Raw genomic sequence first — 26,985 nt, 5'->3', positions numbered from 1 at the left:
ACAGATCTTTATGACCATAGACTATCTAAATCCTAATATTCCTAAAGATCTCAGGCGTGTTGCCATGCCTGTAGTTGATGCAACCGACGCAAATCTAGATGGATATGGATACTTAGTAAGCGATCCCGATAATGTTCGGGTGGAAATCGTGCGCTGGCGATCGCAGGGTTGGCGGGCTGTCGATCCCGATAGTGGCGATGGTGGTGGCACTATAGAAGGAGTGTTTTTAAGCGAATGGAAAGGAGGAATTCTCTTTGGACATAACGAAGCGGTAGACGGTCATTACATTTTGGCTTATGCGAACGAACCATGCCTAGCTGATGTGGCAAGCGATCGCCCACCAGAAAAAATGCTCCTATGGCACGCTAATTACCATCCCGATGGCGGACAGCTATTTTTTCCTCTCGACAAGAATCCTTTCTTTGTGCCGTTAGCATTAGCAGGAGATGATGTTAAGCCTGAAGATTTTGTTTGCTTTCGGTTTGATGGCAGTTGTGGCTTGTATATCTATCCCAATGTATGGCATGAAGGTGTATTTCCCAGATCTGGGAAACAACGTTTTTTTGACAAACAGGGTGCGGTTCACGCTCGTGTTTCTATTGATTTTGCGAGAGAATTTAATTGTTTACTTGAGGCTGAGTTCAAATAATAGCGCTCTGAGCTAAAACTAAACCCAGAGAGAAGTTTAAAAGTGCCGCGAAGCGGCACTTTTAAACTTCTCTCAATATTATTTAAAGCCTCAATAGTCTGTAATTAGGAGTAATAGAATGAGACTAGATCTTGACGAAATCTTTGATATATTTGCAACTAGAGGTCACGCCCAATATGGCGGCGAACCTATTACCCAGTTAGAACATGGTTTGCAATGCGCTACTCTTGCCAAAGAGCATAAAGCCAGTCCAGAGCTGATTACCGCTTGTCTTCTGCACGATCTTGGTCATTTGTTGCATGATCTTGGTGAAAATCCAACCGAGCAGGCAATCGACGATCGCCATGAGCATGAAGGGGCAAAATATCTACAAAAACTCTTCTCCGAGGCAGTCACTGAGGCGATCTCACTACATGTAGAGGCAAAGCGATATCTTTGTGCTGTAGACCCTGCATATTATGAAAGCTTATCAGAAAATTCTAAGAGCAGTTTACTTTTGCAAGGCGGGGCTTACTCCAAGGAAGAATCATCGATCTTTATCTTAAAGCCTTACGCTAAAGATGCTGTAAAACTTAGAATCTGGGACGATCTCGCAAAGGTAGAAGGATTGAGAACTCCAGATTTAAACAGTTTTAGAACTACGGTTGAAAGCAGTCTTTTGGATATAGGATAGGCAAAGAAAAAGTCTTACTAAATGGCTTAGCATGATGCAACAGACAAGATTGAGAGTAACAGTCAACGGTCTTTTTGTGGATTTAGATGAGGTTTTATTGATCCACCAAATGACATTACCAGAGATAGATTGTTGGGATTTACCTGGAGGTGGACTTGAACCATCTGAACCTATTCTAGAAGGACTACGGCGAGAGGTCGAAGAAGAAACAGGAATAACTCACTTTGAGGTTAAGCAATTATTAGCCGCAACGGATAGTTTTTTCCCCGATCCACTTATGGAAGACCGATTACTCCATAACGTTAACATTATTTATCAATGTTCTGTAAATAGAGCATCTTGTGTTTTGAGTAGCTCTGATCCAGAAATAGGGGTAAAGGGAATTCAATGGATACCAATCAATTCGATCACTCCAGAAACTTGTTCGGTACGCTGTTGGCAAGCTATCAACGCGTTTATTGCTATGACTAAAGGACGTTAGGTGGAACGTATAACAGCTATAGCCAAGTGAGACTCCAAAATAGAGTTGCGGCGCAACTCTATATTTGGAGTTTATTTCTTAGCTCACTTGGCTATAACACCAGTTCACAAAAGTGTGGCAACACTTCAGTGGATTAAGACCCAAACCCTGTAAGGGTGGTAAAAACACAAAGTGGCGCAGCCACTTTGTGTTTTGGATAAAACGTTAATCCGCGAAACCTTTGCAATTCTGGGGGCATTTTCAGGCAAGATATTAAATTGCTGTGGTTGCCATGCAAATAAAAAGCTTAAGGTTTGTCAAGAAAGATGAGTACCCATACCTCTTCAGAAATTTATGATGCGATCGTGGTTGGCTCTGGAGCCAATGGCGGCGTTGCGGCAAAAGAATTGAGCGAACGTGGTCTCAAAGTCCTTGTCTTAGAGGCAGGTCGCACACCCGATGCCAAGGCAGATCTAGGACATCAGGTCAGAGATATGGCAAAGCGCTTTTACAATCTTGCCATTTCTAAGCGGCAGTCTTACCAATCAATGCACCCTGGGTATTGGAAAGCAAACCCTGACTTGTTTATTGATGAGAAAGACAATCCTTATACCACACCAGAAGATCAGCCATTTTTCTGGATTCGTGGTCGGCAGGTGGGCGGCAAAAGCTTAACTTGGGGTGGAATTACACTGCGGCTATCGGATTATGAATTTAAAGCAGCAAGTCGTGATGGACATGAACAAGACTGGCCGATCGCCCATGCAGATCTCGCACCTTACTACGGTAAATTGGAAAGATTTTTTCAGGTGTATGGCAGCCAAGAAGGTTTAGCCCAACTTCCCGATGGCGAATATCAACCCACGTTACCGCTTACTCCCGCCGAACTGCATCTGAAGCAAGTTGTGGAAGCAAATTGGTCTGACCGTTGCCTAATCCCATCAAGGGGCTTTGCTCTGCACCGCCCCACCCCAGAGCAACCTTGGCCGATGTATTCCAGTCTTGGCTCTTCGCTCAAGGCAGCGATCGCAACGGGTAATGTGACTTTGCGATCGGATGCTGTAGTCAGTCATGTCATCTTTGACCCAGATACTCGCAAAGCTCGTGGTGTGGTATATCGCGATCGCAACAGCAAAACCATCCATGAGGTATTTGCGCGAACCGTTGTCTTATGTGCTTCTACGATTGAGTCGGTGAGGATTCTCTTACATTCCACCGAGCAATATCAACCTGCGGGTTTAACCAACCCTTCAGGAATGCTAGGACACTATCTGATGGATCACGTATCTACTTCCACTTTCTTTTTCTTACCAAATATCAAGCAACCTAAAACCTTTGACCTTTCGGGATGTGATAGCTTTTTTATTCCCTGCTTTACTAATTTAGAATCACAACAGGAGAATTTTTTGCGTGGCTATGGCATTTGGGGAGGGGTGCAGCGCTTTGATTTACCAAGTATTGTCCGTAAAGTTGGTTCGGGTTCCATTGGTTTTCTGATTGCCCATGGAGAAGTTTTACCTCGTTATAAAAATCAAATTCAATTAAGCAATGAAGTCGTTGATGCATGGGGAATTCCTGTTCCCCATATCGAATGTGCTTGGTCAGAAAATGAACATCTTATGCTAGACCATATGCATCAGCAGATTGATGAAATCATTAAGCTTGCTGGCGGTCAGAATATGAAGTTAACCGATATGTTCCATGTTCCAATCTTTGCGGATTTTGTGAGCCGCATGGAAGAAAATATGGCGTTTTCATCTCCTCCAGGTTATTACATTCACGAAGTGGGTGGCGCAAGAATGGGAACTTCTCCTACAAACTCAGTAGTGAATGCTAACAACCAAGTATGGGATGCTCCTAATCTTTTTGTTACTGATGGAGCTTGCTGGGCATCTTCAGGCTGGCAAAGTCCTACTTTGACTGAGATGGCGATTACTGCAAGGGCAGGTGAGTTTATTGCCGAAGGAATGCGTAAAGGTATTTTTTAAAAAGCATGAGGCAGAGCGATGCTCTGCCTCATGCTTTTTGGTCTTATTATCGAGCTTGTGAAAAAATCCGATATTTTCTAGTGTCAAAAGCAGAAATATTTGAATCTGAAGCAGAAATATTTGAATCTGATTGAGAGTCATTTTCCTGTGAATTTGACAATTCATATGGATTCATTTTCACAATGTTGTAACGGGTTTCGCCAGCATAAATTGCTAAAGCGATATTAAGCATATCGATAAATGCAATCACCGATTTACACTTGGTTTCACTATATTGACTGTAGTACTTAATTATGGCTGCTACTCTTAGTTCTAGATACGGACGAATAGATTCACTAATCAATAAAATCTTGAGGAGTAATACAACTAAATTAATTGGGTTTGTATGATGCAGTAAAATATTAAATAACTCAGTTGGTTGATCGCGATCGCTGATCGTGATTTCGCTAATTAAGTACTTTGTGGCTTTTAAAATCAAGGATATATTAACAGGATAATCATCATGGTTTGATTTAAATTCCAACAAGCCATCTTGTAGTTTAGTTTGGACTGTCTCAGATATTTCGACATCAGTAACAGAGAAATCAAGATATTTAAGCAAGCTGATTTTGAATTCTTGATAAGATGAATCCTTAGTATTCTCAAGAAAATTAATAGCTAGCTTTTGACAGTTCAATACACTCTTTTTAGTGAGCATGAGTGTAACAAGATTAATAACGTTATTGCTTAAACTCGTCGGATTTGTTTGCTGATTTTGTAGCGATGAATGGTTGCCAACACGCGCAGTATACATAGCCAAATCAAACTTAAACTTGTTTTTTAGTTTTTGGGCTAATAAATTTGCAGCTTGTCTTTGTTCTAGAGGACTTGCAGGATTAGTATACTGATAAGCGAGCAAGTACGAGGCAAATCGATTTCCCCACTTTTGATCTTGTTTGTGATGATCATCTAGATGTAGCGCAAATAGTTGTAAAGATTGAAAATCTTCACTCTGGATAAACATTTGCAACCAGATTCTAATTGTTCTTAATTTAATAGATTTTGGCTTTTTATGAATTGAAGGATGGCTAAAAATATCAATCAATGATTGAATACTCACTCGATTGTTACTAACCGTCCAATTGTTAATGAGAATATAACAGCAACGTCTTAGCGTATAAAAAAACTCTTTTTCATTATATGCAGTCAAAATTTGATCTAGTGCTTCAGTAATCTCGGGGTTATGACTCTCACTAAAATTTACGAATAAATTCTTGAAATCAGCCAGTACTTCATCTGGGGATTTACGGCGCACTATTTCTAAAAAGAATTCATAAATTCTTTGTTGCGCTTGTTCAATTCCTTGAGAGTAAATACGATCTGCTGTCCAGAACATGATGATTCCATTCTTTAAAGTATTAGCTAGACAATACTTAAAGCTTATACAGCAATTCTAAATGAGGTGTGAGATTAAATGGTTTATGAGAGCCACGCTACCTTGGGGTACGCTTTCATAAACCATTTAGAATTGCTATAGTTTCTTACGGAAAAAGCTTTGGAAAGTATTTGTTATAGATATTATTCACTTTTTTAACTATTTAAAAGCGATTCTCAGTATAGTTTTGTTATTAAAAAGATATATGGAAGTTATGTAAATGTTATATGCAATATTTGCTTACGCTCAAGAGCCATAATGCTTGAAGCGACTAACATTTAAAAAGACAAGAGGCAGTGCTTTGCACTGCCTCTTGTCTTTTTAAATGTTGTCATATAAATTTCGTTGTCGCACCGCACAAACATTTGTGCAATGATAAAAGTACACAGAAAAAAGCCCACTGTTTCCAGTGGGACTAGCATTTTTGTGTTGAGTGCGGATATCTTAAATCATTTTGTGGTCAAAGATATTAAGTTTTTTGCCTTCTAAAGTGATTTTTATGCGATCGCAAGTCGCAAATATATGTTAAGAACAGGTAACGACAATATTTGCCGTTACCTGTTCTCATTTAGTTACAAAATCTAGTTACGAATTTGCAAGCCAGATATGACTGAAGAAGCCCCACCTAAATCTGTACAAGATACTACTCCATCTCTTTTTAAGAATCTTACAGGGGTAGCAATTTCGGCTACTCTCGCCACTGGGCTTTACTCATTTACAAATATGATGGCGCACAAGCTGTCTTTAGCCCCTTTACAGACAACAAATACTCTGGCCAATCGGCTTGCAACATTAGTTCGTACTTTATTGTTAGCGGTCGGTACTGGCGCAACTATGATTTTTGCTGTGATTGCTATTGGTTTGGTACTGCTAACGATTAAGCAAATGTTTTCCAATATTTTCAGTAAACCACAAATATAAATCAAGAAAAATGGGGGTAGTGCGTAGCACTACCCCCATTTTTCTTGATTTATATCAATTCACATAAGTGTGACAACACTTTTGTGAATTAAAGACCAAACCCTGTAAGGGTTTATAGCTAATGTCACTTGTCTTAGGACAAATCAAAACCCAAGAATTGGTTGGCGGCGCGGAGCGCCGCCAACCAATTCTTGGGTTTTATGTCCTAGTACACTTGGTGACAGCTGTAAAAACACAAAATGGCGTAGCCATTTTGTGTTTTGGTCTTACCATTCCACTAACATGCCTTGTGCTTTTAGAAGCGCTTGCAGATCGCCAATCCTACCGCGATCAAGAATTGCCTGCGGTGTTAGCGACGGATCATCTTGTAAGACAATCCAAGCCGCCGCAGCTCCTGCGGCGGCACCTGCTGACCATTCCCCTACATGAATGCGAGTTGCACCATTGACAATGTGACTAACCGCGATCGCCTTACCACCCATCAATAAATTATCAATACGTTGAGGAATTAAACTCTCAAACGGCAAAATAATTGGGCGGACTTTGTCTTCGTTAGCAGGAGCCGAGCTTGGTGCTTTCGATGGTTCCCAATTGCGATAGCGACAACCATGCATGTCGATCGCATAGTGTGTCAACCCAATCGAAGTAGCATTAAAATTTCGTCCACCATCCATATCATTACGAATATCTTGCTCACGCATGAGAAATTCTGCCTGACCATAGGCTGAGCGCCCTAAAATACGCCGACCTTCGCGGATATATGGATACATACTTAATCCAGACTCGGTGGGCATCGGACTATCAGGCCCAGACATTAGCCGTAAAGGAAATTGTGCGGATGCATGTTTATCCATGATCCATTCGGCAAATAACAGAGCATGATTTTCGCCATCCTTAAGGGCTGAGGTATTTAAGCCGCCTAGCCAGTTCTGTTGCTGTCCAGAGTCTTGAATTTGTTTGTCAGTCAAAATTAAAGGTGGATTCATTATCCCCCAATCATTACCTCGATTCCAGTTAATGACGGTCATATCGCCTTTGGCAGGAGTTGCCTTAAATGGGTCATCACGCTTCATGCTGACAATACGGCGATAGTTGAATACGCTGTTGCCTTCAAACATGGGGAATCTACCCAAGTCATAGTCTTTGCGATGCTCTTCACGGGAATAGCCTGGCTGTACTTTACGTAGTTCCTTAAGCGATCGCCCTTCATCATCGGCAATTTTCAGAACAAATGGGAATGTAAATGCTTGCGTGCATTCTGGATTGTCGGCTACGGCATGAACTTCACCTGTTGTGGCAAAACCTTCAGCACCTAAACGGTGAGGAAGATTTGCCCAAGCAATTACTTCGGCTGTATCAGTGGAGTCAATCACGACCATCTGCTTACCTGCGGGAGCTTGTAAACGAATTGGCTTCTTGATAAAAGTTTCGTCAGAGTTCCAGTTAAACCAGCTTTTTATTTCGCGAGATAAGCGACCTTGCGGTAAATAATTTGGATCGCGAGGCGTTCGAGCTACAGCATGGATAGCCGTAATGCGATCGCCTTTTTCATTAAAACTTGCTCCTTTAAAAGCAATCTGCGTACTCCATCTGCTTTTTGGCGCAGAGCGCTGGGATTCACGCAAAAATTCTTCGGAGGCTAGTTCTCCTGAATAGGGCGTAAAGCAAAGATTGCCAACCCAGCAACTATTGGTATCTGCTACCACTCCCCCTGGCTTTAAGTACGAATATTTGTCTGGTAAAGCTGGCTGGCTGGCAATAATGTTTTTAAAATGCGTCCAACTAAGGGGGAATTTCTGACGATAGCGCATGAGTAAAGATTCATCGATCGCACTAACTCCCTGTGAACTCACCTGTCCACCTAGCATCGGCGTAAGTTCGATTAAGCAAGTTGTTGCCCCAGTTTTCATTGAGTGATAAGCAGCTGCGACTCCACCCAAAGACCCCCCAACAATGGTCACTTCGCATTCCCAGACTTCGGCATCCGCTGGTGGAGGTGGGTTTAAGATTGGATACCCATTATTATCAAACAGTTTGATTGGCGAGTTGGGATCTTGAGCGATCGGCTCTATTGATTTTGGTTTGTTACTAATTTGCCAAGTTCTTGCCGCTGCACCACTAATTACAACGCCTAAGAACAGCATTACTAAGATATGTCGCAATTTAGGCCGAAAAGCTGGCTTTTGTTTAAGATTTTCGGTCTCTTCTACGCGATTATTAAAATCTTCTGGCTTATTTTTTTGCTTGCTCATGGCTCACTGACAATAATAAAAATTTGCCTGTCGTAAAACAAGCAGCTACTCTCACATCACACAGTCTTAAGATTAGCTTAAAGAGTTAACAATTTGTCATACTTTAGTGTAAGCAAATTGGCTAATCAAGATGGTTTGCACCTTACAGGGATTACATCAATTTTTCTCTAGAGAAACCATAGTATGAGCAGTGATTTCAAGACTTTCTGTAAAGAATAGTTAGTGGGTGTTTTTTGTCAAGTTGGTTGGAATACAAGTAGCAATTCTCATTACAAATATTGGTTTTTTGAAAGCACGCCTATGGCGTGCTTTCAAAAAACCAATTTTGGATTTTCCAGCGCCGCAGGCGCTGGAAAATCCAAAATTGGTTTCATAATGAGAATTGCTGGAATACAAGCAACATTTTGGGATAAGAAAAACAAAATATATTTTGTTTTTCTTATCCTAAAACTATCTGAATCTTTGCTGAAGAGAAAAACTAATAAGTTAGTGATCTTATACAAAAAGAAAAATGTACTTGATTCGCTCTCAAAATGATGTTGCTATTTTAAGAATTGAATAAATTAAAGGATTCATAGGACATTTTTTACATTGTTTGGCTAGCCCAAAATCATTTGCTTTACTCTTAAGCGCTAAGCCTCTTAAGCAACCGCAAAGCTTACCCGCAAAGCCTTATAATAGTAGAGACACTTAGTAAGAATTGCCTAGATCACACGGGGCAAGCACTGCCAAGCAATGCAAGGAGAATTTGAGTAGCCGTATGACTGATATCTTAGAAGATCGGATTATTCCAACAGACCTGCGCGGCGAAATGTCGCGATCGTATCTGGAATATGCCATGAGCGTGATCGTCGGTCGCGCCTTGCCCGATGCCCGTGATGGACTCAAGCCAGTACATCGCCGCATTCTCTTCGCTATGCATGAGTTGGGCATGACCGCCGATCGCCCATTTCGGAAATGTGCCCGTGTGGTCGGTGACGTAATCGGTAAATATCACCCCCACGGTGACACCGCTGTCTATGAAGCACTGGTGCGGATGGCGCAGGACTTTTCGATGCGCGATCGCATGGTCGATGGACACGGTAACTTTGGCTCCGTCGATAATGACCCCGCCGCCGCGATGCGATATACCGAATGTCGGCTGACCCGCATCTCACAGTTTGGGCTGATTCAAGATATCGATCGCGATACGGTCAACTTTGGCGATAACTATGATGGCTCGCAACAGGAGCCGCTGGTATTACCCGCTAGAATTCCCCAATTGTTGCTAAATGGATCTTCTGGGATCGCTGTGGGGATGGCGACAAATATTCCACCACATAACTTGGGCGAATTGGTAGATGGATTGGTGGCACTGATTGCTGATCCGATGCTGACGGATTTGGAATTGATGCAATATATTCCAGGTCCCGATTTCCCGACAGGTGCTTTGATCTTAGGAACCGATGGTGCTCGTGAAACCTATACGACGGGGCGCGGCTCTGTGACTATGCGAGCAGTGGCTAGCTTTGAGACGATTTCGGCTTCTGGACGACAGGATCGCGAGGCGATTATCATTACGGAAATGCCTTACCAAACCAATAAGGCAGCGCTGATCGAACGCATTGCGGAAATGGTCAATGAGAAGAAAATTGATGGCATTTCTGATATTCGTGACGAAAGCGATCGCGATGGTATGCGTTTAGTCATCGAGCTGAAGCGCGATGCCTATCCCAAAGTGGTGTTAAATAATCTCTACAAATCCACACCTCTGCAATCGAATTTCAGTTGCAATATGTTGGCACTGGTAGATGGCGAACCAATTACGCTAACGCTTCGCAATGCTCTACAAGTATTCCTCGATTTCCGTTATGAAGTAATTACGCGCCGTACACAGTATGAACTGCGGAAAGCTGAAGAACGCGATCATTTATTGCAAGGTCTATTAATTGCGCTCAACCATCTGGATGCAGTAATTGCGCTGATTCGTGGAGCTGATGACAGTAGTTCTGCGAAGTTGGGATTGATAGAAAGTTATGGACTTTCAGAAGCTCAAGCTGACGCAATTTTGGCGATGCAGTTGCGTCGCTTGACAGCTCAAGATGCCGATAAGATTCATGACGAGCACGATCAATTAGTCGCTAAAATTGCCGATCTGCAACATATTCTCGCCAATCGCGATCGCATTCTCACGATTACCCGTGAAGAACTGGAAGCAATCAAAGCTGAATTTACAACACCCCGACGCTCCCGCATTTTGCCCAATGAAGGTGATATCGATACTGCCGACTTGATTGCCAATCGCGAAACGATTGTGATGGTGACGGAGCAAGGCTATGTAAAACGGATGCCTGTGGATACTTTCACGGCTCAACATCGCGCCACACGAGGCAAAGCTAGCGCCAATGTCAAGGATGATGATGCGATCGCCCATTTCTTTGCTTGTCGTAGTCATGACAAAGTTCTCTTCTTTACCGATCGCGGTAAGGTCTATGGAGTCAAGGCATATGAAGTTCCAGAATCTGGTCGCGCCGCCCGTGGTACTGCTGTGGTACAGCTATTACCGATCGCATCTGACGAAAAAATCACTACGGTTTTACCCATCAGCGAGTTTAGTGAAGATGAATATCTGGTCATGCTCACGGCTGGCGGCTATATCAAAAAAACCAAGCTTCCTGCCTTCGCAAATATTCGCTCCAATGGTCTAATTGCGATCGCCTTAGAAGAAGGTGATTTACTCCGTTGGGTACGCCGTGCTAAAGCTGATAATACAATTATCGTCGGTTCGCGCCAAGGTATGTCGATCCGCTTCCGTACCGATCATGAGCAGTTGCGCCCGATGGGACGCGATACTCGCGGCGTGCGATCAATGCGTCTGACTGGCGATGACTTGATCGTGAGTATGGACATTATTCCTGCTGGTTTAGCAGAAATCGAGGAAGTTGAAAGTTCTGAAGAAGATATTGATTTGACTGTAGTGGTCAATGAAGATGAGAATCTAGAGACTGAAACTACCGAGGTTGAAAACGAAAAATCTCAAGGACCTTGGGTATTAGTCGTAACCAGAGGCGGCTATGGTAAGCGAGTTCCTGTGAGTCAGTTCCGTATTCAAAAACGTGCTGGTAAAGGCTTGCGTGTCACTAAGTTCAAATCTGGACAAGATCAACTGGCTTCGCTCTGTTTAGTTGATGAACAGAATGAACTGATGATCGTCACCAGTCGAGGTATTGTCATGCGGCAATCTACTGATGCGATCGCCTGTCAGTCACGTACTGCAAGAGGTGTACGTCTACAAAGATTAGATGCATCTGATGCGATCGTTGGCGCAACTCTGGTTCCTCCTGCATTGGAAGAAGAAATCGAAGAAGTGGAAATTCAAAACGGTGATGGGTTGGTAACTGCTGTTGAAGTAGTTGTCGAAGCATCAGAAGTCGAAGCTTCAGAAGTTGAGGAATTAGATGGAGATACTGAATCCTAAGAAAAGCTAAGAACTCAAGTTCTTGACTAAAAGCTCAAGTCCACTTAAGTGGACTATGGAAAAATTCTCTGTAACCCGTTCCAATTGGGTTTGAGCTTTTAGCCTGCACTTGAGTGCAAGGCTAAAAAAGAAAGAGAAGGGAGCGCTTAGCGCTCCCTTCTCTTTCTTTTTATGATTAATGGCTGAAACTTTACTTTATCTAGAAAAACAAACTCAGTAAGGATTAGGAGTTTTGATTCTAAAAATTTCGTTGCCATTTTTAGAATTGAGATAATGAAGTCGCGATCGCTTATTTATTTTTTCGTCTTACGCGCTTTACTCGTTTGGGTTTGTACCTGGCTTTAATGCGCTGGACTTGCTCCTTGAGCTTGCCACCTTTCTCTGGATTGACCATCGCCACAAAGTTCGCAAAGCCTTCAATTGATTGAATTAAATCAGGATGATTGCCCCAATGCTTTCCTGCTAATCCATCCTTCTCAATTTGAAATAATGTGGCACGAAAACGCTTGAGTGTTTCTCGATCGACATTTAGTTTCTCATTTACCACAATCCCTGTGACTTCTTGATGTTGAGACTTATGCAGAACTCTCGTCTTTTGGGGATGAATCGTGAATCCCTCATGAGTTGCGATCGCCTCCGTCCGTTTCAGCACATTACAGATCTGTCGCAAATTCTCGCCAGAGCCAGAGAAGGTTAAATCATCAGCATAGCGGGTATACACAAAACCCAGACTTGCAGCCATCTTGGTGAGGCGCAGGTCAAGGCGGCGACAGATTAAATTGGTAATGGCTGGGCTGCTGGGTGCACCCTGAGGCAAATGGCGATCGCCTAGAGCCACATAATAAGTTTTGCCATCAAGTTCCACTGCTTCTACAGCAGCATCAGTACTAATTAGTCCAAATATTGTGGCAGCGGCTTCAGAATAGCCTAGAGATATAAATAACCCCTTGACACGCTTGTAAGAGATAGAAGGAAAGAAATCTTGCAAATCTAGATTGATGACGACATCGGCTCCCACATGCGGCTCGGCATTGGTGACAATCGATCGCCCACGACAAAAGCCATGCGCCGCCTCATGTAAATCTACTTGCTCTAGAATGTTATAGAGAATCCATGTCTGAGCTTGTTTGAGTTTTGGCATGGGCGCAGAAATCAGCCGCTCGCCGCCTGTTTTCTTGGCAATTTTGAAACGGATGTAGTGAGAGATATTGCTAGCCCGTCTAGCAAAGGCTAAAAATCGCAGCTCTCCGAGGCTGATTCCCATAGCAGCAGCAATCTCGCCCGATGTGCCATATTCTGGTAAGCCGTAGCTTTGTAGGCGATCGCGATCGCATTCGGTTTTATTGAGTCCTGCGGAAACACCTTCGCCTAGAAATACAATTTCTTGCTGCTTCTTAAGTTCCCAAATTTCTAGACGTTCTTGTCGCTCTCGCTCTCGTCGCTCTTTGGTTTCTTGTTGTTTGCGCTTTGACTCCGCTAATCTTTGTGCTAAAGCTTCTTTTTTTAGTGCTTCTTCGTTATGTAGTTGGCGATTTTGCGCTCTTAAATCCTCAAGTTCCCGCATGATCTCGCCCTTGCGCCGAATCTCATCGGCAGGATCCTTGGGCATTTCACCTGCGGCGGGCCAAAATCCTAAACGAATCATTTCCTCCAGAATTACTTCATCTCTGGAGCTACGCCTAATGCGATCGTATAGTTCCTGACGGTTGCGGGGTTGATTGGTCATAGTTATACCAAAAATCAAATTTCTATTTAAAAATGTTGCAAAGCAACATTTTTAAATAGAAATTTGGGTTCTTATTCAGCGCTTTGCGCTGTAAAAAGTCACATGCAGCAGTCAACAGATTACTCCTTCGTAAACCTCTCAGGACTGGATTGCTCAACTCCAGCGGCTCCGCCCCTAGTACGTCCGTCAGCTTTTCGGAAGCCAAACTGTGATGACGTACTAGGGGCGAGAGACGCACAGTTAAGAGCAAGCCAGTGATGCGCGCTTAGACTAAATGCAAGAATGGCGATCCACCATTCGGATTGCAAGGTTGTTTGTCCTTATGACTGCTGTTGCGACAATAAAAATCGTACAAATTATGTACTATTAAACGATAACCTAGACTGTGTAAATGGGTCAAATACAAACGATTTAGGATAGCTAAATTGTTATCACGTTATCAATTTAACTAGTTTGAGCTTGCCATGCAAATAATTAAACGAACGACGCTACTTTATCAGGCTGGCAGCTCAGCTAAAGTCTACGAAATCGATCTTTGTCAGATTGGTGATAATCGCTATGTAGTCAACTCGCGATATGGGAAACAAGACACTGTCCTCAAAGAAAAATCTGAGACAGTTACAGCCGTATCCCTAGAACAGGCGCAGAAACTGTGCGATCGCTTACTCAATGCAAAAGTAAGTAAAGGCTACCGTGATGCTACTGGGGAAGCGGCGGCGATTTCTACACCGATCGCAATTACACCACCGCCATCTATAGAAATTCCCATTGATAGTGATGCCAGAAGCCAAGCAATTCTTAATCGTCTAGTGGCGATCTTAAATGTGGGCGTGCCGACGGTCGTTGCTACTCGGCAAGTATCTGGTCGAGCTTCTGGCAGATCCAGCAGAGTATCTAGACATGGTAGTACAACTAGCGCTGCCGAAGAGAATCGCCAGCATCCCTTAGATCGATTGATTTGGCGGGTGGGCGAGCTAAAGATTGCCGCAGCAGTGCCTCTGTTGTTACGGATGCTCAACACTTCTCGCAATCCAATTAGGAACTACGTGATCGCATGGTCATTAGGTTGGTGCGGCGATCGCAGTGTCATTCCCACATTAGAAGAGCTGTATCAAAATATTGCTACGCCAGACTCAGTAAGGCGTATTGCCTTTGAAGCTGTTTTTAAACTGGCTGATAGTGCAAAACAAGCGGAGATGCGATCGCAATTAATCGCACAATTACCGATCTCGCTGCAAGATCCAGTTCGCCATGGTACTGCTGAGCAATTTGCGGAAGCTTTTCAGACTCTTCTCAATAGCGACGATCGCTACCGTTTTATGGCGATCGAACTGCTCTATCAAATCGATAGTGAGAAGATTCGCCCAGCCATCTTAGATGTTTTGAGAACAGTTCCACTGCGATATAACTACTTTCAAAGAGTCAGACATATTTTTAAAATTGCCGAATATCGCCAAGATGCGGAAGCCTTTGCAATTCTGACTCGAAGATTTGATACAAACGAGCCTGCTCCTCACATCAGATCTTACCGAAATCAAAGAACTCGCGAAATCATGATATTAATCGAAGAAGAAGGAGTTACGAAAGAATTCTCTCTTCGAGAACATCCAGAATATGAAGCAGCTCTGACAAGTCAGGTTTATACTGACAAAACTCGCAGTTACTTAAGGCGGCGAGTTTGGCGATCGCTTCGTAAACTTGGGGAATTAGGCGATCCAGCTTACATTAACTTAGCTGTAAGCATTCTCTTGCATTACTCTGATACTGATGTCGAGGAAGTGCGGCAATCCGTTTACTATAAATACGATCGCAATTGGCGACGCTATGAATCAGCCAGAATTGAATGGGACATTTATGCCAAATACCTAACCTTCAATCATATTCTCTTCGAGCATAGCCCCCGCTACGACCTAAAGCCCAATTCCAAAGCATGGCGATGCGTTCCACCCTACAAGCCTGAACATCCTGAGCCCAAAGTCAGAGAAGAAGCCTTCCCTCAACTTTGGGAACAGCAGCCCACTGCATTATTACAACTTCTATTAGAAAGTCAATGTCGTCCTGTACATCATTTTGCTGTTAAAGCGATGCGATCATGCCAACAGTTTTGTGCAGAACTATCATTAGAGAATCTGATTAAAATTTTAGACCGTCCTTATGAAGTTACAGCGCAATTAGGATTTGAGCTAGCAGGGGCACGCTATCAATCTGATCAACCTGATGGGAAACTGATTCTAGCAGTGGCTAATTGTGCTTTTGCGCCTGCGCGGACTGCGGCTTATAGATGGATTAACGAGCAGCGCGATCGCTTTTTAACTGAGGATAGTCAACTAATTGCGGGGTTAGTACTGAGCAAACAAGCGGAGACTAGAACTTTTGCACGGCAGTTACTCGGTGCGGCAATTGTGAGTGATATCACTGCGCGTTCGCTAATTGGACAGATTATTGCTCTGATGTTGACCCTGCAACCTGATCAAGCAGAACAAGCCAAGCAAGGCGTAGAAACTCTCTTACTTAGCTTCAGTATGCAATTGCGATCGCTAGGCTTAGAAATCATTCTCGATCTCTTGCGTCATCCTCTGCCAGAGTTACAAACTTTGGGAGCGCAGATTCTGGTGAACCACGAAGTCAATGCATTGGATTTACCATCTGGTTTGATCGAAGCTCTATTAGAATCTCCCTATGACAATGTGCGAGTTTTGGGTGTAAGGCTTTTTGGGCAATTGCCCGATCGCATTTTGCTAGAACGCATGGCTCTAATTTTGACCATCGCGACCCATGCGATCGCGGATATGCGCGAAGCAATTCGTCCGATCATTCGCCGCTTAGCTAGTGAAAACTATCAATTCAGCCTAATTCTTGCAGGACAACTGCTCCAAGTCTTGCTTGTGCCTGAAACCGATGAAGGTGTGCATAAATTTCTCTGTCAGTTGCTCCAAAATGATTTGTCTGAATGGATGTCTTCTGCTACCCAAGAGACGACTAAGCAACTTCTCCAATCCAAATCTACTGCTGCTCAAGAAGTAGCGGGGTCTATTCTCTTAACCAATGGAACTATTTGGGCGAGTAGTTTCACGACATCAGAGATTGCTGAGTTTGGCAACCATGAAGCTCTCACAGTCCGCAATGCTTCCTATCCCATGGGCGAACAAATCCTCCCACGCCTGCACCGCCAGCCTGAGGAATTACTTGCAGCATTACCATTCCTAGAATCCCGATGGGATGATGCGCGACTATTTGGATTTCGTCTGTTTGGAGAACTGCTGCAACCTGAAGACTTTACGCCTGCGGTGATTATCAGTGTTTGTGACAGCATTCGCGCTGATGTGCGCAAGTTTGGGCGCGATTTAGTCAGTCGTTGTTTTCAAGAAACCGATGGACAGGAATATCTAGTTAAATTTAGCGAACATCCTTCTACGGATATGCAGCTATTTGCCACCAACTATCTAGAAAACTACGCGGCAAATAATCCCAGTCGTTTGCAGGAGCTAATTCCCTATTTCACAAGAGTCTTAGCCCAAGTAAATCGCGGTCGTGTCACCAAGCAACGGGTATTCGCTTTTCTCAATCAAGAAGCAACTAAAAGCGAAGCTGCTGCGCATATCGTCGCCCAAATCTTCACCAGACAGTCCGCCACGATCGCGATCGGTGATAAAGCCAAAGCCCTAGAATCCCTCTTAAAAATCCATCTCACATATCCTCAAATCCCGCTTCCCATCAAGCTAATGGCTACCCCCACAAAATCATAAAGGAATGAAGACAGACACCTTATTTTATCAATTATTCCAATCCTTCAACACTCTACTATTCGAGCTCATTGATCACACCATAGCAGAAGCCGAAGGATACAAATTTAGCTCAGCCGAGATCAAAGAAAAGGCATTTCGGTTTGATGGTATCTTTATGCCCACTGCCAACGACAAACCAATATTTCTAGTAGAAGTCCAATTTCAACCCAAAGAAGACTTCTACTCCGAATTCCTAGCCGAAATCTTCCTCTATCTCAACCAATATCGCCCCATCCAAGACTGGCAAGCCATAGCCATCTTCGCGAAACACAATAGCGAACCAAAGCCCGACAAATTCTGCCAAGAACTAATTGTCTCAGGAAGGATCACCCGCATATATTTAGAAGACCTACGGGAAGAAACAAACTCCCTTGGCATAGCCATCATTCAGCTAATCTTAGCCACAGAAAAAAAAGCACCAACCATGGCAAGAAAACTAGCCCAAAAAGTTGAGCAAGAAACAAACACTGAACTGAGAGATAACGTAGTAGAATTCATAGAGGCAGTGTTGGTATACAAATTCCCAAAACTAAGTCGTCAAGAGGTTGAATCAATGTTTACACATAGCGATCTAAAGAAAACCCGCGTCTACCAAGAGGCTATGCAGGAAGGCGAACAACGCGGTTTGCAAATTGGTAAACAAGAGGGCTTGCAAATTGGTAAACAAGAGGGTTTACAAAGACAGGCTGCGATGTTGGTACGGATGCTAACCCGCAAATTTGGTAAAATATCTCCAAGCATAAAATCTAAAATTTCTAAACTATCTGTCGCGCAGCTAGAAAATTTAGCCGAAGTAATCTTTGACTTACAAACAACTGCTGATTTAAGCGCTTGGCTAAAAGAACATTTGGCGCGTTGAACAAGAGCAACAAAACGGTATTACACAATTGATGTCGCAATGCGATCGCTATGCATTCGCATTGCGAGGATATGTTCGCATGGCCCCTTGAATAGCTTGTTTTGCTGATGCCAGTTGCAAGTACATTCGGCGTGAACAATGCGTAGATCGCGATCGAGCGTGACCACGGGTAGGAAAGTTTGATTTTTGTGGCGCACTTCTCCTTGCAAGAATTGAGTTCCCGAAGTATCAATATTGTCACTGGTAATCCGCACAGCCTTTTGCTCTAAAAATCGACTCGCTTGGGCTTCGCGATCGCTAGCAAAGCGCAGTTTATCCATCGGTAAAGGTACATTGGATAGTTCGCGCACGCGATAAACCTGCTTATTTAAGTCATAAATCGCCCTACCCGCCTGAGTATAGGCACTGAGCGCACCAAGAACCACCGAGCGATCCAGTCTGAGTCTTGCCGCCAACGCGTCAGGGGATTCTACCCAATTCTGCTTGAGCGCCTCAAAAATCTGCTGTTTTGTGCGGTCATCAACATTTGCCCTAGGCGCAAGTAAATCAAAATTACTCGCCTTCGCCCAGTCATTAGCCGTCCAGCCTGATAGCCCCAGCGTGAAGGACATATCTTCAAGATCGGCGACATAAAAAGAAGGCATTCCATTGCCAAGTAAATGCACGGTGAATTTACGCGCAACGGGAATCAGACGCTCCAAAATCAAGAGACGACGACGACCCCAAACACGGATCGTGCGATCGCTATTGCCCTCATAAATCGAACGGGAACAGACAATTTCCGTTCCCCAAGGCTCAAATACAATTCGGATAGGTTCGTTCGGCTTGAGAATATAGCGCATACTGCGCGGTCCCTGCTTTTCTTTGCGACGACGCAAAACAAAACAGATGTTGTAAATATCGGTGGGATGGAGGTCAAAGCGAATTGCGGGAAGTGACATTGCCGAGCTAACCTGCAAAAAGCCGCGCACCCAAGTATCTGGCAGATCGATTTTGACTTCTTTATAGTCAGACTCTCCTGAGGTCTTTACTTCAAATCCCGAAGGATCAACCTCCAATAACGTCCGTTTATAACTGCGAATCTTTTGGAACTCATCGTAGAGTGCGGCAGAGTAATCGATGTTGGTAGTGCCGCAGGCAAATTCATCAATATTCTTAAATACCTCATAGCTAGCCCCCAGACGACCATAGCTAGACTCATCTTGGCTAAAGCATTCAAAAAAAACTTCATCGGGATGAACGGTAATTACAGGGTCAAGCACAAACCAATAATCTCGATCCTTTTGATAGAGATAGTCAAAATATCTCGCAGTAGCTCGATAAAATCCAGACATCCGTTCCGAACTGCGCCGATTTAGATCCGTGAGATCGGCTTGGAGGGCTTTGATCCTGTCTGTAACTTCTTGGCGTTGGGTGGCGACCAGTTGCCAGTCAATCTCATTGCGTTGGGCTGCCCAAGCTTTGTAAGCTTCTTTATCCTTTGGCTTAAAACGAAGGTCAGAAACTACAACGTCATGCAAGGCACTAATCGCTTCTCGAAAGGCAATATTCTGGTGCAGTTCGCCTCTAAAGTAGGTGGGTTGCCTTGTCAGGTCAGGTGAGAACGACATCGCTGTGCGATCGCCCTGTCCAGAGATTGTCGAACTGCTCTTGTAGCTGTAGTTAAATTCCATACAAACACCGACTCTTAATCTAATCAAGAATAAACCAATCACTGCATTTATCGCCTAAAACTTCTTCGTATTCGACAGCAAAGCCAACCATTTTTGCCTATCTAATCTCGGCTAAAAACAGAATAAATAAATATTCATCCTTCTAGTTCAAAATTTAACAAATGAGCGCAGCATCATTAGGCTTAAGATGAGTGAGATAACAGCAAATATCTTTTTCAAATAAGCTTCGGGCAAGTGATGTGAGCAACGAGCGCCATAAGGAGCAGTGATAGAGATGGCAATCGATATTGCCAAAAATGCAGGTAGGTAAATGAATCCAATCGTGTAGGGAACGCTCAATGTCTTAGACCAGCCGCTAATCATGTAGCCAAGCGTTCCTGAAATAGCGATGGGAAGACCAATTGCGGCTGAAGTTCCAATTGCTCTTTTCATGACAATATTCTTATAGCTCAAGTAGGTAACTGTGAGAAAACCGCCGCCCACTGCGGCTAGTGCGGATACCGATCCGATCGCAACTCCAGCGGTCAGTAATCCGCGAAATGTAATTGGCTTTAAGTTAGGTTTCGGTTTCCAATTCATAAACATTTGCACTGCTACAAGCGCCATGAAAAGCGCAAAGAATAGAGCAATGTAAGCTGATTTAAGATTTGCCGCGACTTGGGTAATCAGTAGACTGCCTAGAATAATTCCAGGAGCCATTCCGCCAACGACTTTCCACACTACGGCATCTCTAGACGCATGTGCGCGAGTACTTGCGATCGCCGAAATGATCATGCACATCAATGACGTTCCCAAGGATAAGTGGACTACTTGATCTCCACCGATACCTTGGTAAACAAGAAGTGAGGCAAGCAGAGGAACCAATATTCCACCACCACCAACGCCGAGCAACCCCCCCATAAAACCAACAAAGCCGCCCAAAGCAATATATAACAATATCCATTCAATCCCAAGCATTTGTTTTTAGCTCATAAAAGTCGCGTACAAGGCTACAATACAAGTTCAAGTTAACTTGAAGTCAAGTATTAATTGCAAAGAGACATGATGGATATATCTGAAGTTGCCAAAGCCTCAGGGTTGCCAGCCTCAACGCTACGCTTTTACGAAGAGAAGGGGCTGATCCAATCAAATGGTCGAAGTGGGCTACGCCGTCTATTCAGCGATGATGTTATGGATCGGCTTGCTTTAATATCTTTGGGTCGGAGTGCTGGTTTCTCTCTAGATGAGATAGCTGAAATATTTACCACTGAAGGGGCTGTAATTAATAGAGCACTGCTTTCTGCTAAGGCTGAGGATCTAGATAAGAAAATCAAGGAACTTACCTCAATGCGTGATGGGCTTCGTCACGCCGCAGTTTGCAAAGCGCCAAATCATTTTGAATGTCCAAAATTTCTTCGTCTTCTCCGTATTGCTGGCAAAAATCGGTCTAGACAACCAAATCAATTGCAGAAAAACAAACTTGGACGAGGTGAGCAGAAGACATAAAATAAGTTTGTAGCACTTGACATTGGAAGATGCGTAAGACGAATCGAAATTGAACTGCGTCACATACCAGAGGTGGTTGGGGAGGGTTTGAAGCCTTTGGCAACCAGATAGATGCCCAGTGAAAATTCCCACAGCGCGATCGGAAGTGTGGCGATCGCGGTCAACGAGGACGCTTGACCCCAGAGACCGAACACCGTGCCGATGGAGGCAACAATGAGCAGGGCTGCTCCGATGAATCCTAGTATTGGAAGAACCCGTGGCACTAGACGAGATTGGTACAACAGGGAGCCGAGCAACAGTGCATTCATAGCTGGAAGCATCGCTTGTCCAAATTGGAACGTCCAGTAGTACTGGGCAACCAACGCCTGCCCCGTGACCAATGCACCCGCACCCGCTCCGCTCTGCCGCAAGGTCACTACGGACAAGAGGCTGACGATGCCAGCGTAGATCGTGGCAGCTTCTAATATCCGCACACCAACGAAGCCCATCGCGATCCCTTCGTTTTGCCTCTTGAGTACTGGGTAAAGCGTGACGGCTGTGCCGATACAGGCGAGAGCCACGATCATCTCCAACATAGCCCCCAAGATTACGGGAGCATCTGGACCGGGACCAGTGATGTAGTTCGGACTGCGCACCGAAGCATAGAGACCGAGGGTCGGGATCGAGACAAAGGTGAGCAGATATAACAAGCCCGCGACCAGCGCGGTCTTCCTCAGAGAACCCATCGGGAGTGGTTTTGAGGCTCTACGGTCGGTATTGGTCATGTTTCCCTAGCTTAGACTCGTGAGCAACTACTTGAGATGCAGTGGAGTTGAGTATACCTGCATTTGATTGAGTAAGGTGCAAACTACTTTAAATGCTGCCGAATTGTTATGTTGCACAACTCGTTTCCCTTCAAGCTTTTTCAATACACTCAATATTCTCGAAAGTCGTTACTTTACCTGCAAGCATCGTCTTTTTCAAAATCCTCTCATAGAAGGGGTGGAAGGATTCTGGCCTGATAAAAAAGTAGATTTCATCGTATGAATCTAACTTGGTATTGAAATCTTCAATGACAATCTCCTCCTCTTGTGGCGTAACAGTATCAGGATGCTTTTCGTACCAGACATGACAATCGCTCGATAGATAAACTCCATAGAGATCGGATAGAACAGCCCAACTCACATTCTTTTCTTGACACCTCTCCATAAATTGCTGAATACCTGAATTTGTGTACAGCTTATCAGGAGTGACTGCAATGTCAGTTCCTTTAAGGTTAGGCTCCTTTTCTTTGGAGCAGTGGGTTAGATATACGCGCATGGTTCCAAATCAACCTCCACTTTCATCGATCGACCAGCAGCATAACTTATAGTTTTAACGCAATTGCGGTTTAATTACTCTACTGAGGGCAAAATACCGCAGAGCCATACTTTAAGTCAAGTGCGATCGCCTCAATTATCTATCTCCTAGAGGCGATCGCTATTTTTACACCTTGGAACTTTGAACTATACACCTCAGATCGGTTAGCGACTCAAAGTATCACCTTCAGTTAGCCAATTGACTAGCCTTCTCACTACTGGAATCACCAATAGGAGGACAGGATAGGCAATCAACCATGCTGAGATATAAGCATTTAGCCATAGTTGGAAAAATTTCATCGGATTAGCGATTACAGTATCTATCCCTAAAACCTTGAAGATTGAGATGCCTGTGATAATCAGTGTCATAAATCCAGAAAGCAGAAGTGGAAAGAGATATGGTATAAAGCGTTTTGGAATCCTTGGACTTCGCCAAAACTTGCTATTTCTCATACGGATTTAAAATTGGGAGCTTTCTGCATTACTAATCGAATTACTGAAGCTTTACCATTATGATATCGACCTTCCGACAAATCTGTAACTGTCTCGGTAAGTTCTAAAATTTTGCCATCACTGAAATCTTGACGCAGTATATCTGGAGTAAAAAGCATCTCAGGGATTTTAGGTCCGCCAGAATCATACTCTTGTTGATATTGCAGTTGTCCTAGATTGAACCCTTCCAATATCAACAGACCATTAGGTTTAAGGGATTTCAGCATTAATTGATGCATTCGCTGTCTAACATCTGCCGCGAAATGCAAGTAAATAGATACTACTAGGTCATATTCATTCTCTAACCAGTTCCAGTTAGTCAAATCAGCACATTCAGCGTTAATTTTAACTTGATTCTTATGTGCTAGGGCTTGAGCTTTTCCGATACCGATTGGGGATAAATCTATAGTATGGACATTAAGACCTTGCGTAGCCAGCCAGACTCCATTACGACCTTCTCCATCCCCGACTACCAATGCTTGTGTATTCGGTTTGAGTCGATTAATTTGGGAAGTTAAAAACTGGTTGGGTTCAATTCCATAGGCGTACTCTGATTCTTGGTAGCGTTCGTCCCAAAACTTGGAATTATGACCTGTAAACATCTTGATAATCCTCCTTAAAATTTTTCTAACGATGGGCGTAAGTCCAGTTCTAGAGTCCAAACCGATGGGTCTTGTTGATAGAGTTGCCAATAGGTTTCGGCGATCGCGTCTGGTGAAAGTAGCGTGTCAGCGGCGCGATCGGGTGATTTTGCTCGGAGTTTTGGAATATCAATTTGTCCATCAATAATAATGTGGGCGATATGTATGCCTTGACTGTTAAATTCTCTCGCCATAGATTGGGCTAAAGCGCGCAATCCAAATTTACCTACTGCTAAACAAGAGAATCGAGCCGAACCTCTCAAAGCAGCTGTCGCTCCTGTGAGTAAAATAGTCCCTTGCCGCCTTTCTGACATGGCAGGTAGAACCTGCTGCGCTCCCAAGAATGCCCCAAAACAATTTGCCTTCCAACATTCTTCAAACTTTTCAGGAGTGATTTCCAAAATGCCGCCCATCTGAAATGTGCCAGCGTTATAGATGAAAACCTCTGGATCGCCCAATTGCTCTTTTACTTGGGAAAATCCGTCGCTTACGGAATTGCTATCTCTGGCATCCGCTTCAAAACTGAAGATTCTATAACCTTCCTCGGCAAGAGAGGCTTGGATGACTTGGAGATTCTCTAAAGATCTTGACATAAGTGCAACAGTACAACCACCGCGAGCAAATCTTCTAGCTAATGCTTTACCCAAACCAGAGCCTACGCCCAAAATTGCGACGATCGGATTCATAGTGCCGCCCATCCACCATCAACAACAATTTCTTCGCCCAGCATATAAGAAGATTCATCGCTAGCTAGAAATAACACAGCTTTAGCGATTTCTTCGGGATTGCCAAAACGTCCCATGGGCACCTTAGATTGAATATCTGTCGCCATTTCCTGAAGTGCTTCGGCGGTGAATCCTAGTTTTCCATAAATTGGCGTGTTAATTGGTCCGGGCGCGATCGCATTTACCCTAATTTTGTGTCCCACAAATTCGGCAGCCCATGTCCGCACCAGCGATCGCAAACCTGCTTTAGTGGCAGCATAAACCGCCATCCCAGGTATTCCCATTTGATCCAAGCAGCTTGTATTAGCAATTACTGAACTTCCCGAACGCATGAGGGGGGCGAGGTTTTGCATGATAAAAAACGGTGCTTTAAGATTGATCGTCATTTGCTCGTCAAAGCGTTCTTCTCTTTCATCGTTGGTTGCAGCGGGCATGGTTACACCTGCATTCAAAAATAGAATATCTAATGCTTCAAATCGCGCTTTCACCTGATTGGCAATGGATTTCGCATCATTTGTATCAGTTTGATTTACTAGAAGTCCTGTAACTCTATGACCAATTGCAGAGACTGCCTGATTTAAACGTTCTTGATTTTGTCCTGTGATTATTACCTCGGCACCTTCTTTCACAAATAGTTCGGCAGTTGCTAAACCAATACCGGAAGTGCCACCAGTGATTAATGCGGTTTTACCAGATAATCTTGTCATGAGCTTGCTTTGGATTTATTTACCAATCGGTACAAATACATTAAACGCTTGCAAATAAATTGTCAATGGCTCAAAATGGATTATATTTTATTTATATTCCGGTCAGTACAAAACATGAAGGGTCGCCCTAGGGAATTTGATTTGGATCGGGCTTTGGATAGTGCCATGCTGGTATTTTGGCGCGATGGCTATGAAGGAGCTTCACTTTCCGAGCTAACTGCGGCGATGAATATCAATCGACCCAGTTTATATGGAACGTTTGGGGATAAGGAAAGTCTGTTTTTTAAGGTCTTAGATCGATATATTGAATGTTATGCAAAGGATGGTGTTGGTAAGTTATCGGAATATAAAGATATCGGTGAAGCGATCGCCGCTTTTTTTGCATCTGTAGAAAAGTTGCTAACCGATCCTCATCATCCCGCTGGCTGCTTGATTGCCAATTGCACTTTGGAATGTGGAAGGAACCGTTATGAGGCGATCTCGCGTCGCTTAAATCAATGTCATGCTGAAACCACAGCAGCGCTTTATCAACGATTGCGGTTGGCTCAGATAGAAGGACAGTTGGCAGCAGATGAAGACGTTCAAGCTATGGCTCAATTTTTTACAGCGACAATGATGGGAATGGGAATGATGGCACGAACGGGAGCTAATCTGGTTGCTATACGACAAGTATCAGCCTTGGCATTGAGGCTTCTAAAAAAGAATTCTCAAGTTTCTTCGTGAAGTATTGCGATCGCCAATGCACCTTCATGCACAGCAAAAGCAATCCGATCGGATAAACTATCATCCCGCACTGCTCTAGCCAAAGTAACACCTCCAATCATTAAAGCCATCAACACCCAAGCTCGATTCTGATTTTCTCTCTCATCACCAATAGTCAAACCCGCCGCGATCGCTTCATTCAGTTTTACCAGTTCCATTTGATAGGCAAAACGCACTCTGCCCTCAGAACGAATTACTTCAGGCGAAAAGATAGGTAAGGCACAACCTTTGGTCAGATTCTCTCGATGCGGTCTGCCAAAGTAGTAATCAATTAGCGCCGTAGTCCAGCGATCGCCATTATTGCTACGGTACTTGCCAATACCCGCTCGGAACTCGGCTATTCCAGTTATTACAGTCTCTAGGAACGCATCTTCTTTAGACCGAAAATACCCGTAAAATGCCCCCGATGTCACACCCGCTTCTTTGGCTAGGGCATCGATGCCAATACCGCTATAACCTTTAGTCCGAAAACCACGGGCAGCGGCTTCGAGGATTCTTTCTTTGGTGTTTTTGGTATGGTCGATTTCAGCAAGGACAGGTTCGCTCGGAACTGGATTAGGAGCGACTGACTCTCGTTCAATAGATGATATTCCACGTAACTGTTGGGCGATCGCCTCGCAAACGCGATCGAGCATCGCTGTTTCTAACGCTTTAAGTCTTGATTCCCATTGCCTGAGATTGATGACACTGTCTGATAGTCCTTGGGGGGACTCTTGAGATGCCACTATAGGCGATCGCTCCAATCCATGTCTAATCAAATCCGATATCGCCGCGCTTAGATTTGCCTGTCCTCGTTTGTCCATGCGCCCTGACTCATTGATTAAACCGCGATCTTGGGCGTAATCTACGACCGCTTGCAGAAGCTCGTTGTCGATACGGATGCTGATGGCGGTACTGACTGATGATGTAGGTTTACTCATAACTATAAGATACTATGTGATTACTTTTAGGTCATTTTTAAGCTGCGCGATCGATGCAA

The 26,985-nt window shown here is 43.9% G+C and carries 23 protein-coding genes; 11 read left to right on the top strand and 12 right to left on the bottom strand.

Annotation, left to right across the window (positions count from 1 at the left end):
• Nucleotides 1–10: 10 nt before the first annotated feature.
• From PseudUWO311_RS07250 to PseudUWO311_RS07235, 4 genes are all read left to right on the top strand, one after another.
• Entirely contained in the window at nt 11–649 is a 639-nt protein-coding gene (locus PseudUWO311_RS07250) for an ureidoglycolate lyase (protein ID WP_190303429.1), read from the top strand.
• Between the two features lie 118 nt (nt 650–767).
• Nucleotides 768–1,322 (top strand): phosphonate degradation HD-domain oxygenase, encoded by a 555-nt coding sequence (locus tag PseudUWO311_RS07245; protein ID WP_142654532.1) that lies wholly within the window; start codon nt 768–770, stop codon nt 1,320–1,322.
• Nucleotides 1,323–1,353: 31 nt separating this feature from the next.
• Nucleotides 1,354–1,803, top strand: coding sequence for an NUDIX domain-containing protein (locus tag PseudUWO311_RS07240; RefSeq protein WP_142654531.1), 450 nt, complete (start codon nt 1,354–1,356; stop codon nt 1,801–1,803).
• Nucleotides 1,804–2,108: 305 nt separating this feature from the next.
• Nucleotides 2,109–3,770 carry a GMC oxidoreductase gene (locus tag PseudUWO311_RS07235; RefSeq protein ID WP_142654530.1) on the top strand — a complete coding sequence of 554 codons (1,662 nt, stop codon included), beginning with the start codon at nt 2,109–2,111 and terminating at the stop codon, nt 3,768–3,770.
• Between the two features lie 46 nt (nt 3,771–3,816).
• On the opposite strand, the gene PseudUWO311_RS07230 is transcribed toward PseudUWO311_RS07235, so the two are convergent.
• On the bottom strand, nt 3,817–5,145 hold the full coding sequence (locus PseudUWO311_RS07230) for a hypothetical protein (protein ID WP_142654529.1): 1,329 nt from the start codon (nt 5,143–5,145) through the stop codon (nt 3,817–3,819).
• A 645-nt stretch (nt 5,146–5,790) separates the two neighbouring features.
• Here PseudUWO311_RS07230 and PseudUWO311_RS07225 point away from each other — a divergent pair.
• The gene (locus tag PseudUWO311_RS07225; protein WP_142654528.1) at nt 5,791–6,105 is read left to right on the top strand and encodes a DUF3082 domain-containing protein; all 315 of its coding nucleotides are present in this window, start codon (nt 5,791–5,793) and stop codon (nt 6,103–6,105) included.
• Between the two features lie 266 nt (nt 6,106–6,371).
• Here PseudUWO311_RS07225 and PseudUWO311_RS07220 read toward each other — a convergent pair whose 3' ends face one another.
• The gene (locus PseudUWO311_RS07220; RefSeq protein WP_142654527.1) at nt 6,372–8,357 is read right to left on the bottom strand and encodes an FAD-dependent oxidoreductase; all 1,986 of its coding nucleotides are present in this window, start codon (nt 8,355–8,357) and stop codon (nt 6,372–6,374) included.
• A gap of 760 nt (nt 8,358–9,117) precedes the next feature.
• On the opposite strand from PseudUWO311_RS07220, the gene gyrA reads away from it, so the two are divergent.
• Nucleotides 9,118–11,814 carry a DNA gyrase subunit A gene (gyrA, locus tag PseudUWO311_RS07215; protein WP_142654526.1) on the top strand — a complete coding sequence of 899 codons (2,697 nt, stop codon included), beginning with the start codon at nt 9,118–9,120 and terminating at the stop codon, nt 11,812–11,814.
• Between the two features lie 289 nt (nt 11,815–12,103).
• Here gyrA and PseudUWO311_RS07210 read toward each other — a convergent pair whose 3' ends face one another.
• Nucleotides 12,104–13,540, bottom strand: a complete 1,437-nt coding sequence (locus PseudUWO311_RS07210) for a reverse transcriptase family protein (RefSeq protein ID WP_142654525.1) — start codon at nt 13,538–13,540, stop codon at nt 12,104–12,106.
• 102 nt (nt 13,541–13,642) lie between these two features.
• On the opposite strand from PseudUWO311_RS07210, the gene PseudUWO311_RS23955 reads away from it, so the two are divergent.
• The 3 genes from PseudUWO311_RS23955 to PseudUWO311_RS07200 all read left to right on the top strand — a co-directional run bounded on the left by PseudUWO311_RS23955 (nt 13,643) and on the right by PseudUWO311_RS07200 (nt 18,184).
• Nucleotides 13,643–13,798: a hypothetical protein gene (locus PseudUWO311_RS23955; protein WP_190303428.1), complete on the top strand. Its 156-nt coding sequence runs from the start codon at nt 13,643–13,645 to the stop codon at nt 13,796–13,798.
• A gap of 206 nt (nt 13,799–14,004) precedes the next feature.
• The gene (locus PseudUWO311_RS07205) at nt 14,005–17,286 is read left to right on the top strand and encodes a hypothetical protein (RefSeq protein ID WP_142654524.1); all 3,282 of its coding nucleotides are present in this window, start codon (nt 14,005–14,007) and stop codon (nt 17,284–17,286) included.
• A gap of 4 nt (nt 17,287–17,290) precedes the next feature.
• On the top strand, nt 17,291–18,184 hold the full coding sequence (locus PseudUWO311_RS07200) for an Rpn family recombination-promoting nuclease/putative transposase (protein WP_142654523.1): 894 nt from the start codon (nt 17,291–17,293) through the stop codon (nt 18,182–18,184).
• A gap of 20 nt (nt 18,185–18,204) precedes the next feature.
• On the opposite strand, the gene PseudUWO311_RS07195 is transcribed toward PseudUWO311_RS07200, so the two are convergent.
• Nucleotides 18,205–19,857 (bottom strand): SWIM zinc finger family protein, encoded by a 1,653-nt coding sequence (locus PseudUWO311_RS07195; RefSeq protein ID WP_142654522.1) that lies wholly within the window; start codon nt 19,855–19,857, stop codon nt 18,205–18,207.
• Between the two features lie 147 nt (nt 19,858–20,004).
• Entirely contained in the window at nt 20,005–20,814 is an 810-nt protein-coding gene (locus tag PseudUWO311_RS07190; protein WP_142654521.1) for a sulfite exporter TauE/SafE family protein, read from the bottom strand.
• Nucleotides 20,815–20,901: 87 nt separating this feature from the next.
• On the opposite strand from PseudUWO311_RS07190, the gene PseudUWO311_RS07185 reads away from it, so the two are divergent.
• Nucleotides 20,902–21,342: a helix-turn-helix domain-containing protein gene (locus PseudUWO311_RS07185; protein WP_142654598.1), complete on the top strand. Its 441-nt coding sequence runs from the start codon at nt 20,902–20,904 to the stop codon at nt 21,340–21,342.
• A 59-nt stretch (nt 21,343–21,401) separates the two neighbouring features.
• On the opposite strand, the gene PseudUWO311_RS07180 is transcribed toward PseudUWO311_RS07185, so the two are convergent.
• From PseudUWO311_RS07180 to PseudUWO311_RS07155, 6 genes are all read right to left on the bottom strand, one after another.
• Complete coding sequence (locus PseudUWO311_RS07180; protein ID WP_223807480.1) at nt 21,402–22,106, bottom strand: DUF4386 domain-containing protein; 705 nt, start codon at nt 22,104–22,106, stop codon at nt 21,402–21,404.
• 130 nt (nt 22,107–22,236) lie between these two features.
• Nucleotides 22,237–22,641: a hypothetical protein gene (locus PseudUWO311_RS07175; RefSeq protein ID WP_142654520.1), complete on the bottom strand. Its 405-nt coding sequence runs from the start codon at nt 22,639–22,641 to the stop codon at nt 22,237–22,239.
• A 203-nt stretch (nt 22,642–22,844) separates the two neighbouring features.
• On the bottom strand, nt 22,845–23,132 hold the full coding sequence (locus PseudUWO311_RS07170) for a DUF2798 domain-containing protein (protein ID WP_142654519.1): 288 nt from the start codon (nt 23,130–23,132) through the stop codon (nt 22,845–22,847).
• Nucleotides 23,129–23,773, bottom strand: a complete 645-nt coding sequence (locus PseudUWO311_RS07165) for a class I SAM-dependent methyltransferase (RefSeq protein WP_142654518.1) — start codon at nt 23,771–23,773, stop codon at nt 23,129–23,131. The genes PseudUWO311_RS07170 and PseudUWO311_RS07165 overlap by 4 nt, the downstream gene beginning before the upstream one ends.
• Nucleotides 23,774–23,787: 14 nt before the next feature.
• Nucleotides 23,788–24,498: an SDR family NAD(P)-dependent oxidoreductase gene (locus PseudUWO311_RS07160; protein ID WP_142654517.1), complete on the bottom strand. Its 711-nt coding sequence runs from the start codon at nt 24,496–24,498 to the stop codon at nt 23,788–23,790.
• Nucleotides 24,495–25,244 carry an SDR family oxidoreductase gene (locus PseudUWO311_RS07155; RefSeq protein ID WP_142654516.1) on the bottom strand — a complete coding sequence of 250 codons (750 nt, stop codon included), beginning with the start codon at nt 25,242–25,244 and terminating at the stop codon, nt 24,495–24,497. Before PseudUWO311_RS07155 ends, PseudUWO311_RS07160 begins: the two co-directional genes overlap by 4 nt.
• A 114-nt stretch (nt 25,245–25,358) precedes the next feature.
• Between PseudUWO311_RS07155 and PseudUWO311_RS07150 the strand changes: the two genes are divergently transcribed.
• Nucleotides 25,359–25,967 (top strand): TetR/AcrR family transcriptional regulator, encoded by a 609-nt coding sequence (locus tag PseudUWO311_RS07150; protein ID WP_190303427.1) that lies wholly within the window; start codon nt 25,359–25,361, stop codon nt 25,965–25,967.
• Here PseudUWO311_RS07150 and PseudUWO311_RS07145 read toward each other — a convergent pair.
• A complete protein-coding gene (locus PseudUWO311_RS07145) occupies nt 25,952–26,926 on the bottom strand; it encodes a TetR/AcrR family transcriptional regulator (RefSeq protein ID WP_142654514.1) in 975 nt (324 codons plus the stop codon). The two genes, PseudUWO311_RS07150 and PseudUWO311_RS07145, sit on opposite strands and share 16 nt — an antisense overlap.
• Nucleotides 26,927–26,985: the final 59 nt, after the last annotated feature.

The sequence above is a fragment of the Pseudanabaena sp. UWO311 genome (assembly GCF_006937785.1).
In the GTDB taxonomy this organism is placed as follows: Bacteria; Cyanobacteriota; Cyanobacteriia; order Pseudanabaenales; family Pseudanabaenaceae; genus Pseudanabaena.
This window is presented reverse-complemented; position numbering and strand designations above follow the sequence as displayed.

What these genes read in the sequence shown, in the direction of transcription:
- PseudUWO311_RS07155 (WP_142654516.1), bottom strand. Translation starts at nt 25,244, where the DNA reads ATGACAAGATTATCTGGTAAAACCGCATTAATCACTGGTGGCACTTCC.
- PseudUWO311_RS07175 (WP_142654520.1), bottom strand. Translation starts at nt 22,641, where the DNA reads ATGCGCGTATATCTAACCCACTGCTCCAAAGAAAAGGAGCCTAACCTT.
- PseudUWO311_RS07170 (WP_142654519.1), bottom strand. Translation starts at nt 23,132, where the DNA reads ATGAGAAATAGCAAGTTTTGGCGAAGTCCAAGGATTCCAAAACGCTTT.
- PseudUWO311_RS07150 (WP_190303427.1), top strand. Translation starts at nt 25,359, where the DNA reads ATGAAGGGTCGCCCTAGGGAATTTGATTTGGATCGGGCTTTGGATAGT.
- PseudUWO311_RS07165 (WP_142654518.1), bottom strand. Translation starts at nt 23,773, where the DNA reads ATGTTTACAGGTCATAATTCCAAGTTTTGGGACGAACGCTACCAAGAA.
- PseudUWO311_RS07185 (WP_142654598.1), top strand. Translation starts at nt 20,902, where the DNA reads ATGGATATATCTGAAGTTGCCAAAGCCTCAGGGTTGCCAGCCTCAACG.
- PseudUWO311_RS07210 (WP_142654525.1), bottom strand. Translation starts at nt 13,540, where the DNA reads ATGACCAATCAACCCCGCAACCGTCAGGAACTATACGATCGCATTAGG.
- PseudUWO311_RS07240 (WP_142654531.1), top strand. Translation starts at nt 1,354, where the DNA reads ATGATGCAACAGACAAGATTGAGAGTAACAGTCAACGGTCTTTTTGTG.
- PseudUWO311_RS07235 (WP_142654530.1), top strand. Translation starts at nt 2,109, where the DNA reads ATGAGTACCCATACCTCTTCAGAAATTTATGATGCGATCGTGGTTGGC.
- gyrA (WP_142654526.1), top strand. Translation starts at nt 9,118, where the DNA reads ATGACTGATATCTTAGAAGATCGGATTATTCCAACAGACCTGCGCGGC.
- PseudUWO311_RS07195 (WP_142654522.1), bottom strand. Translation starts at nt 19,857, where the DNA reads ATGGAATTTAACTACAGCTACAAGAGCAGTTCGACAATCTCTGGACAG.
- PseudUWO311_RS23955 (WP_190303428.1), top strand. Translation starts at nt 13,643, where the DNA reads ATGCAGCAGTCAACAGATTACTCCTTCGTAAACCTCTCAGGACTGGAT.
- PseudUWO311_RS07250 (WP_190303429.1), top strand. Translation starts at nt 11, where the DNA reads ATGACCATAGACTATCTAAATCCTAATATTCCTAAAGATCTCAGGCGT.
- PseudUWO311_RS07200 (WP_142654523.1), top strand. Translation starts at nt 17,291, where the DNA reads ATGAAGACAGACACCTTATTTTATCAATTATTCCAATCCTTCAACACT.
- PseudUWO311_RS07220 (WP_142654527.1), bottom strand. Translation starts at nt 8,357, where the DNA reads ATGAGCAAGCAAAAAAATAAGCCAGAAGATTTTAATAATCGCGTAGAA.
- PseudUWO311_RS07230 (WP_142654529.1), bottom strand. Translation starts at nt 5,145, where the DNA reads ATGTTCTGGACAGCAGATCGTATTTACTCTCAAGGAATTGAACAAGCG.
- PseudUWO311_RS07180 (WP_223807480.1), bottom strand. Translation starts at nt 22,106, where the DNA reads ATGACCAATACCGACCGTAGAGCCTCAAAACCACTCCCGATGGGTTCT.
- PseudUWO311_RS07160 (WP_142654517.1), bottom strand. Translation starts at nt 24,498, where the DNA reads ATGAATCCGATCGTCGCAATTTTGGGCGTAGGCTCTGGTTTGGGTAAA.
- PseudUWO311_RS07205 (WP_142654524.1), top strand. Translation starts at nt 14,005, where the DNA reads ATGCAAATAATTAAACGAACGACGCTACTTTATCAGGCTGGCAGCTCA.
- PseudUWO311_RS07190 (WP_142654521.1), bottom strand. Translation starts at nt 20,814, where the DNA reads ATGCTTGGGATTGAATGGATATTGTTATATATTGCTTTGGGCGGCTTT.
- PseudUWO311_RS07225 (WP_142654528.1), top strand. Translation starts at nt 5,791, where the DNA reads ATGACTGAAGAAGCCCCACCTAAATCTGTACAAGATACTACTCCATCT.
- PseudUWO311_RS07245 (WP_142654532.1), top strand. Translation starts at nt 768, where the DNA reads ATGAGACTAGATCTTGACGAAATCTTTGATATATTTGCAACTAGAGGT.
- PseudUWO311_RS07145 (WP_142654514.1), bottom strand. Translation starts at nt 26,926, where the DNA reads ATGAGTAAACCTACATCATCAGTCAGTACCGCCATCAGCATCCGTATC.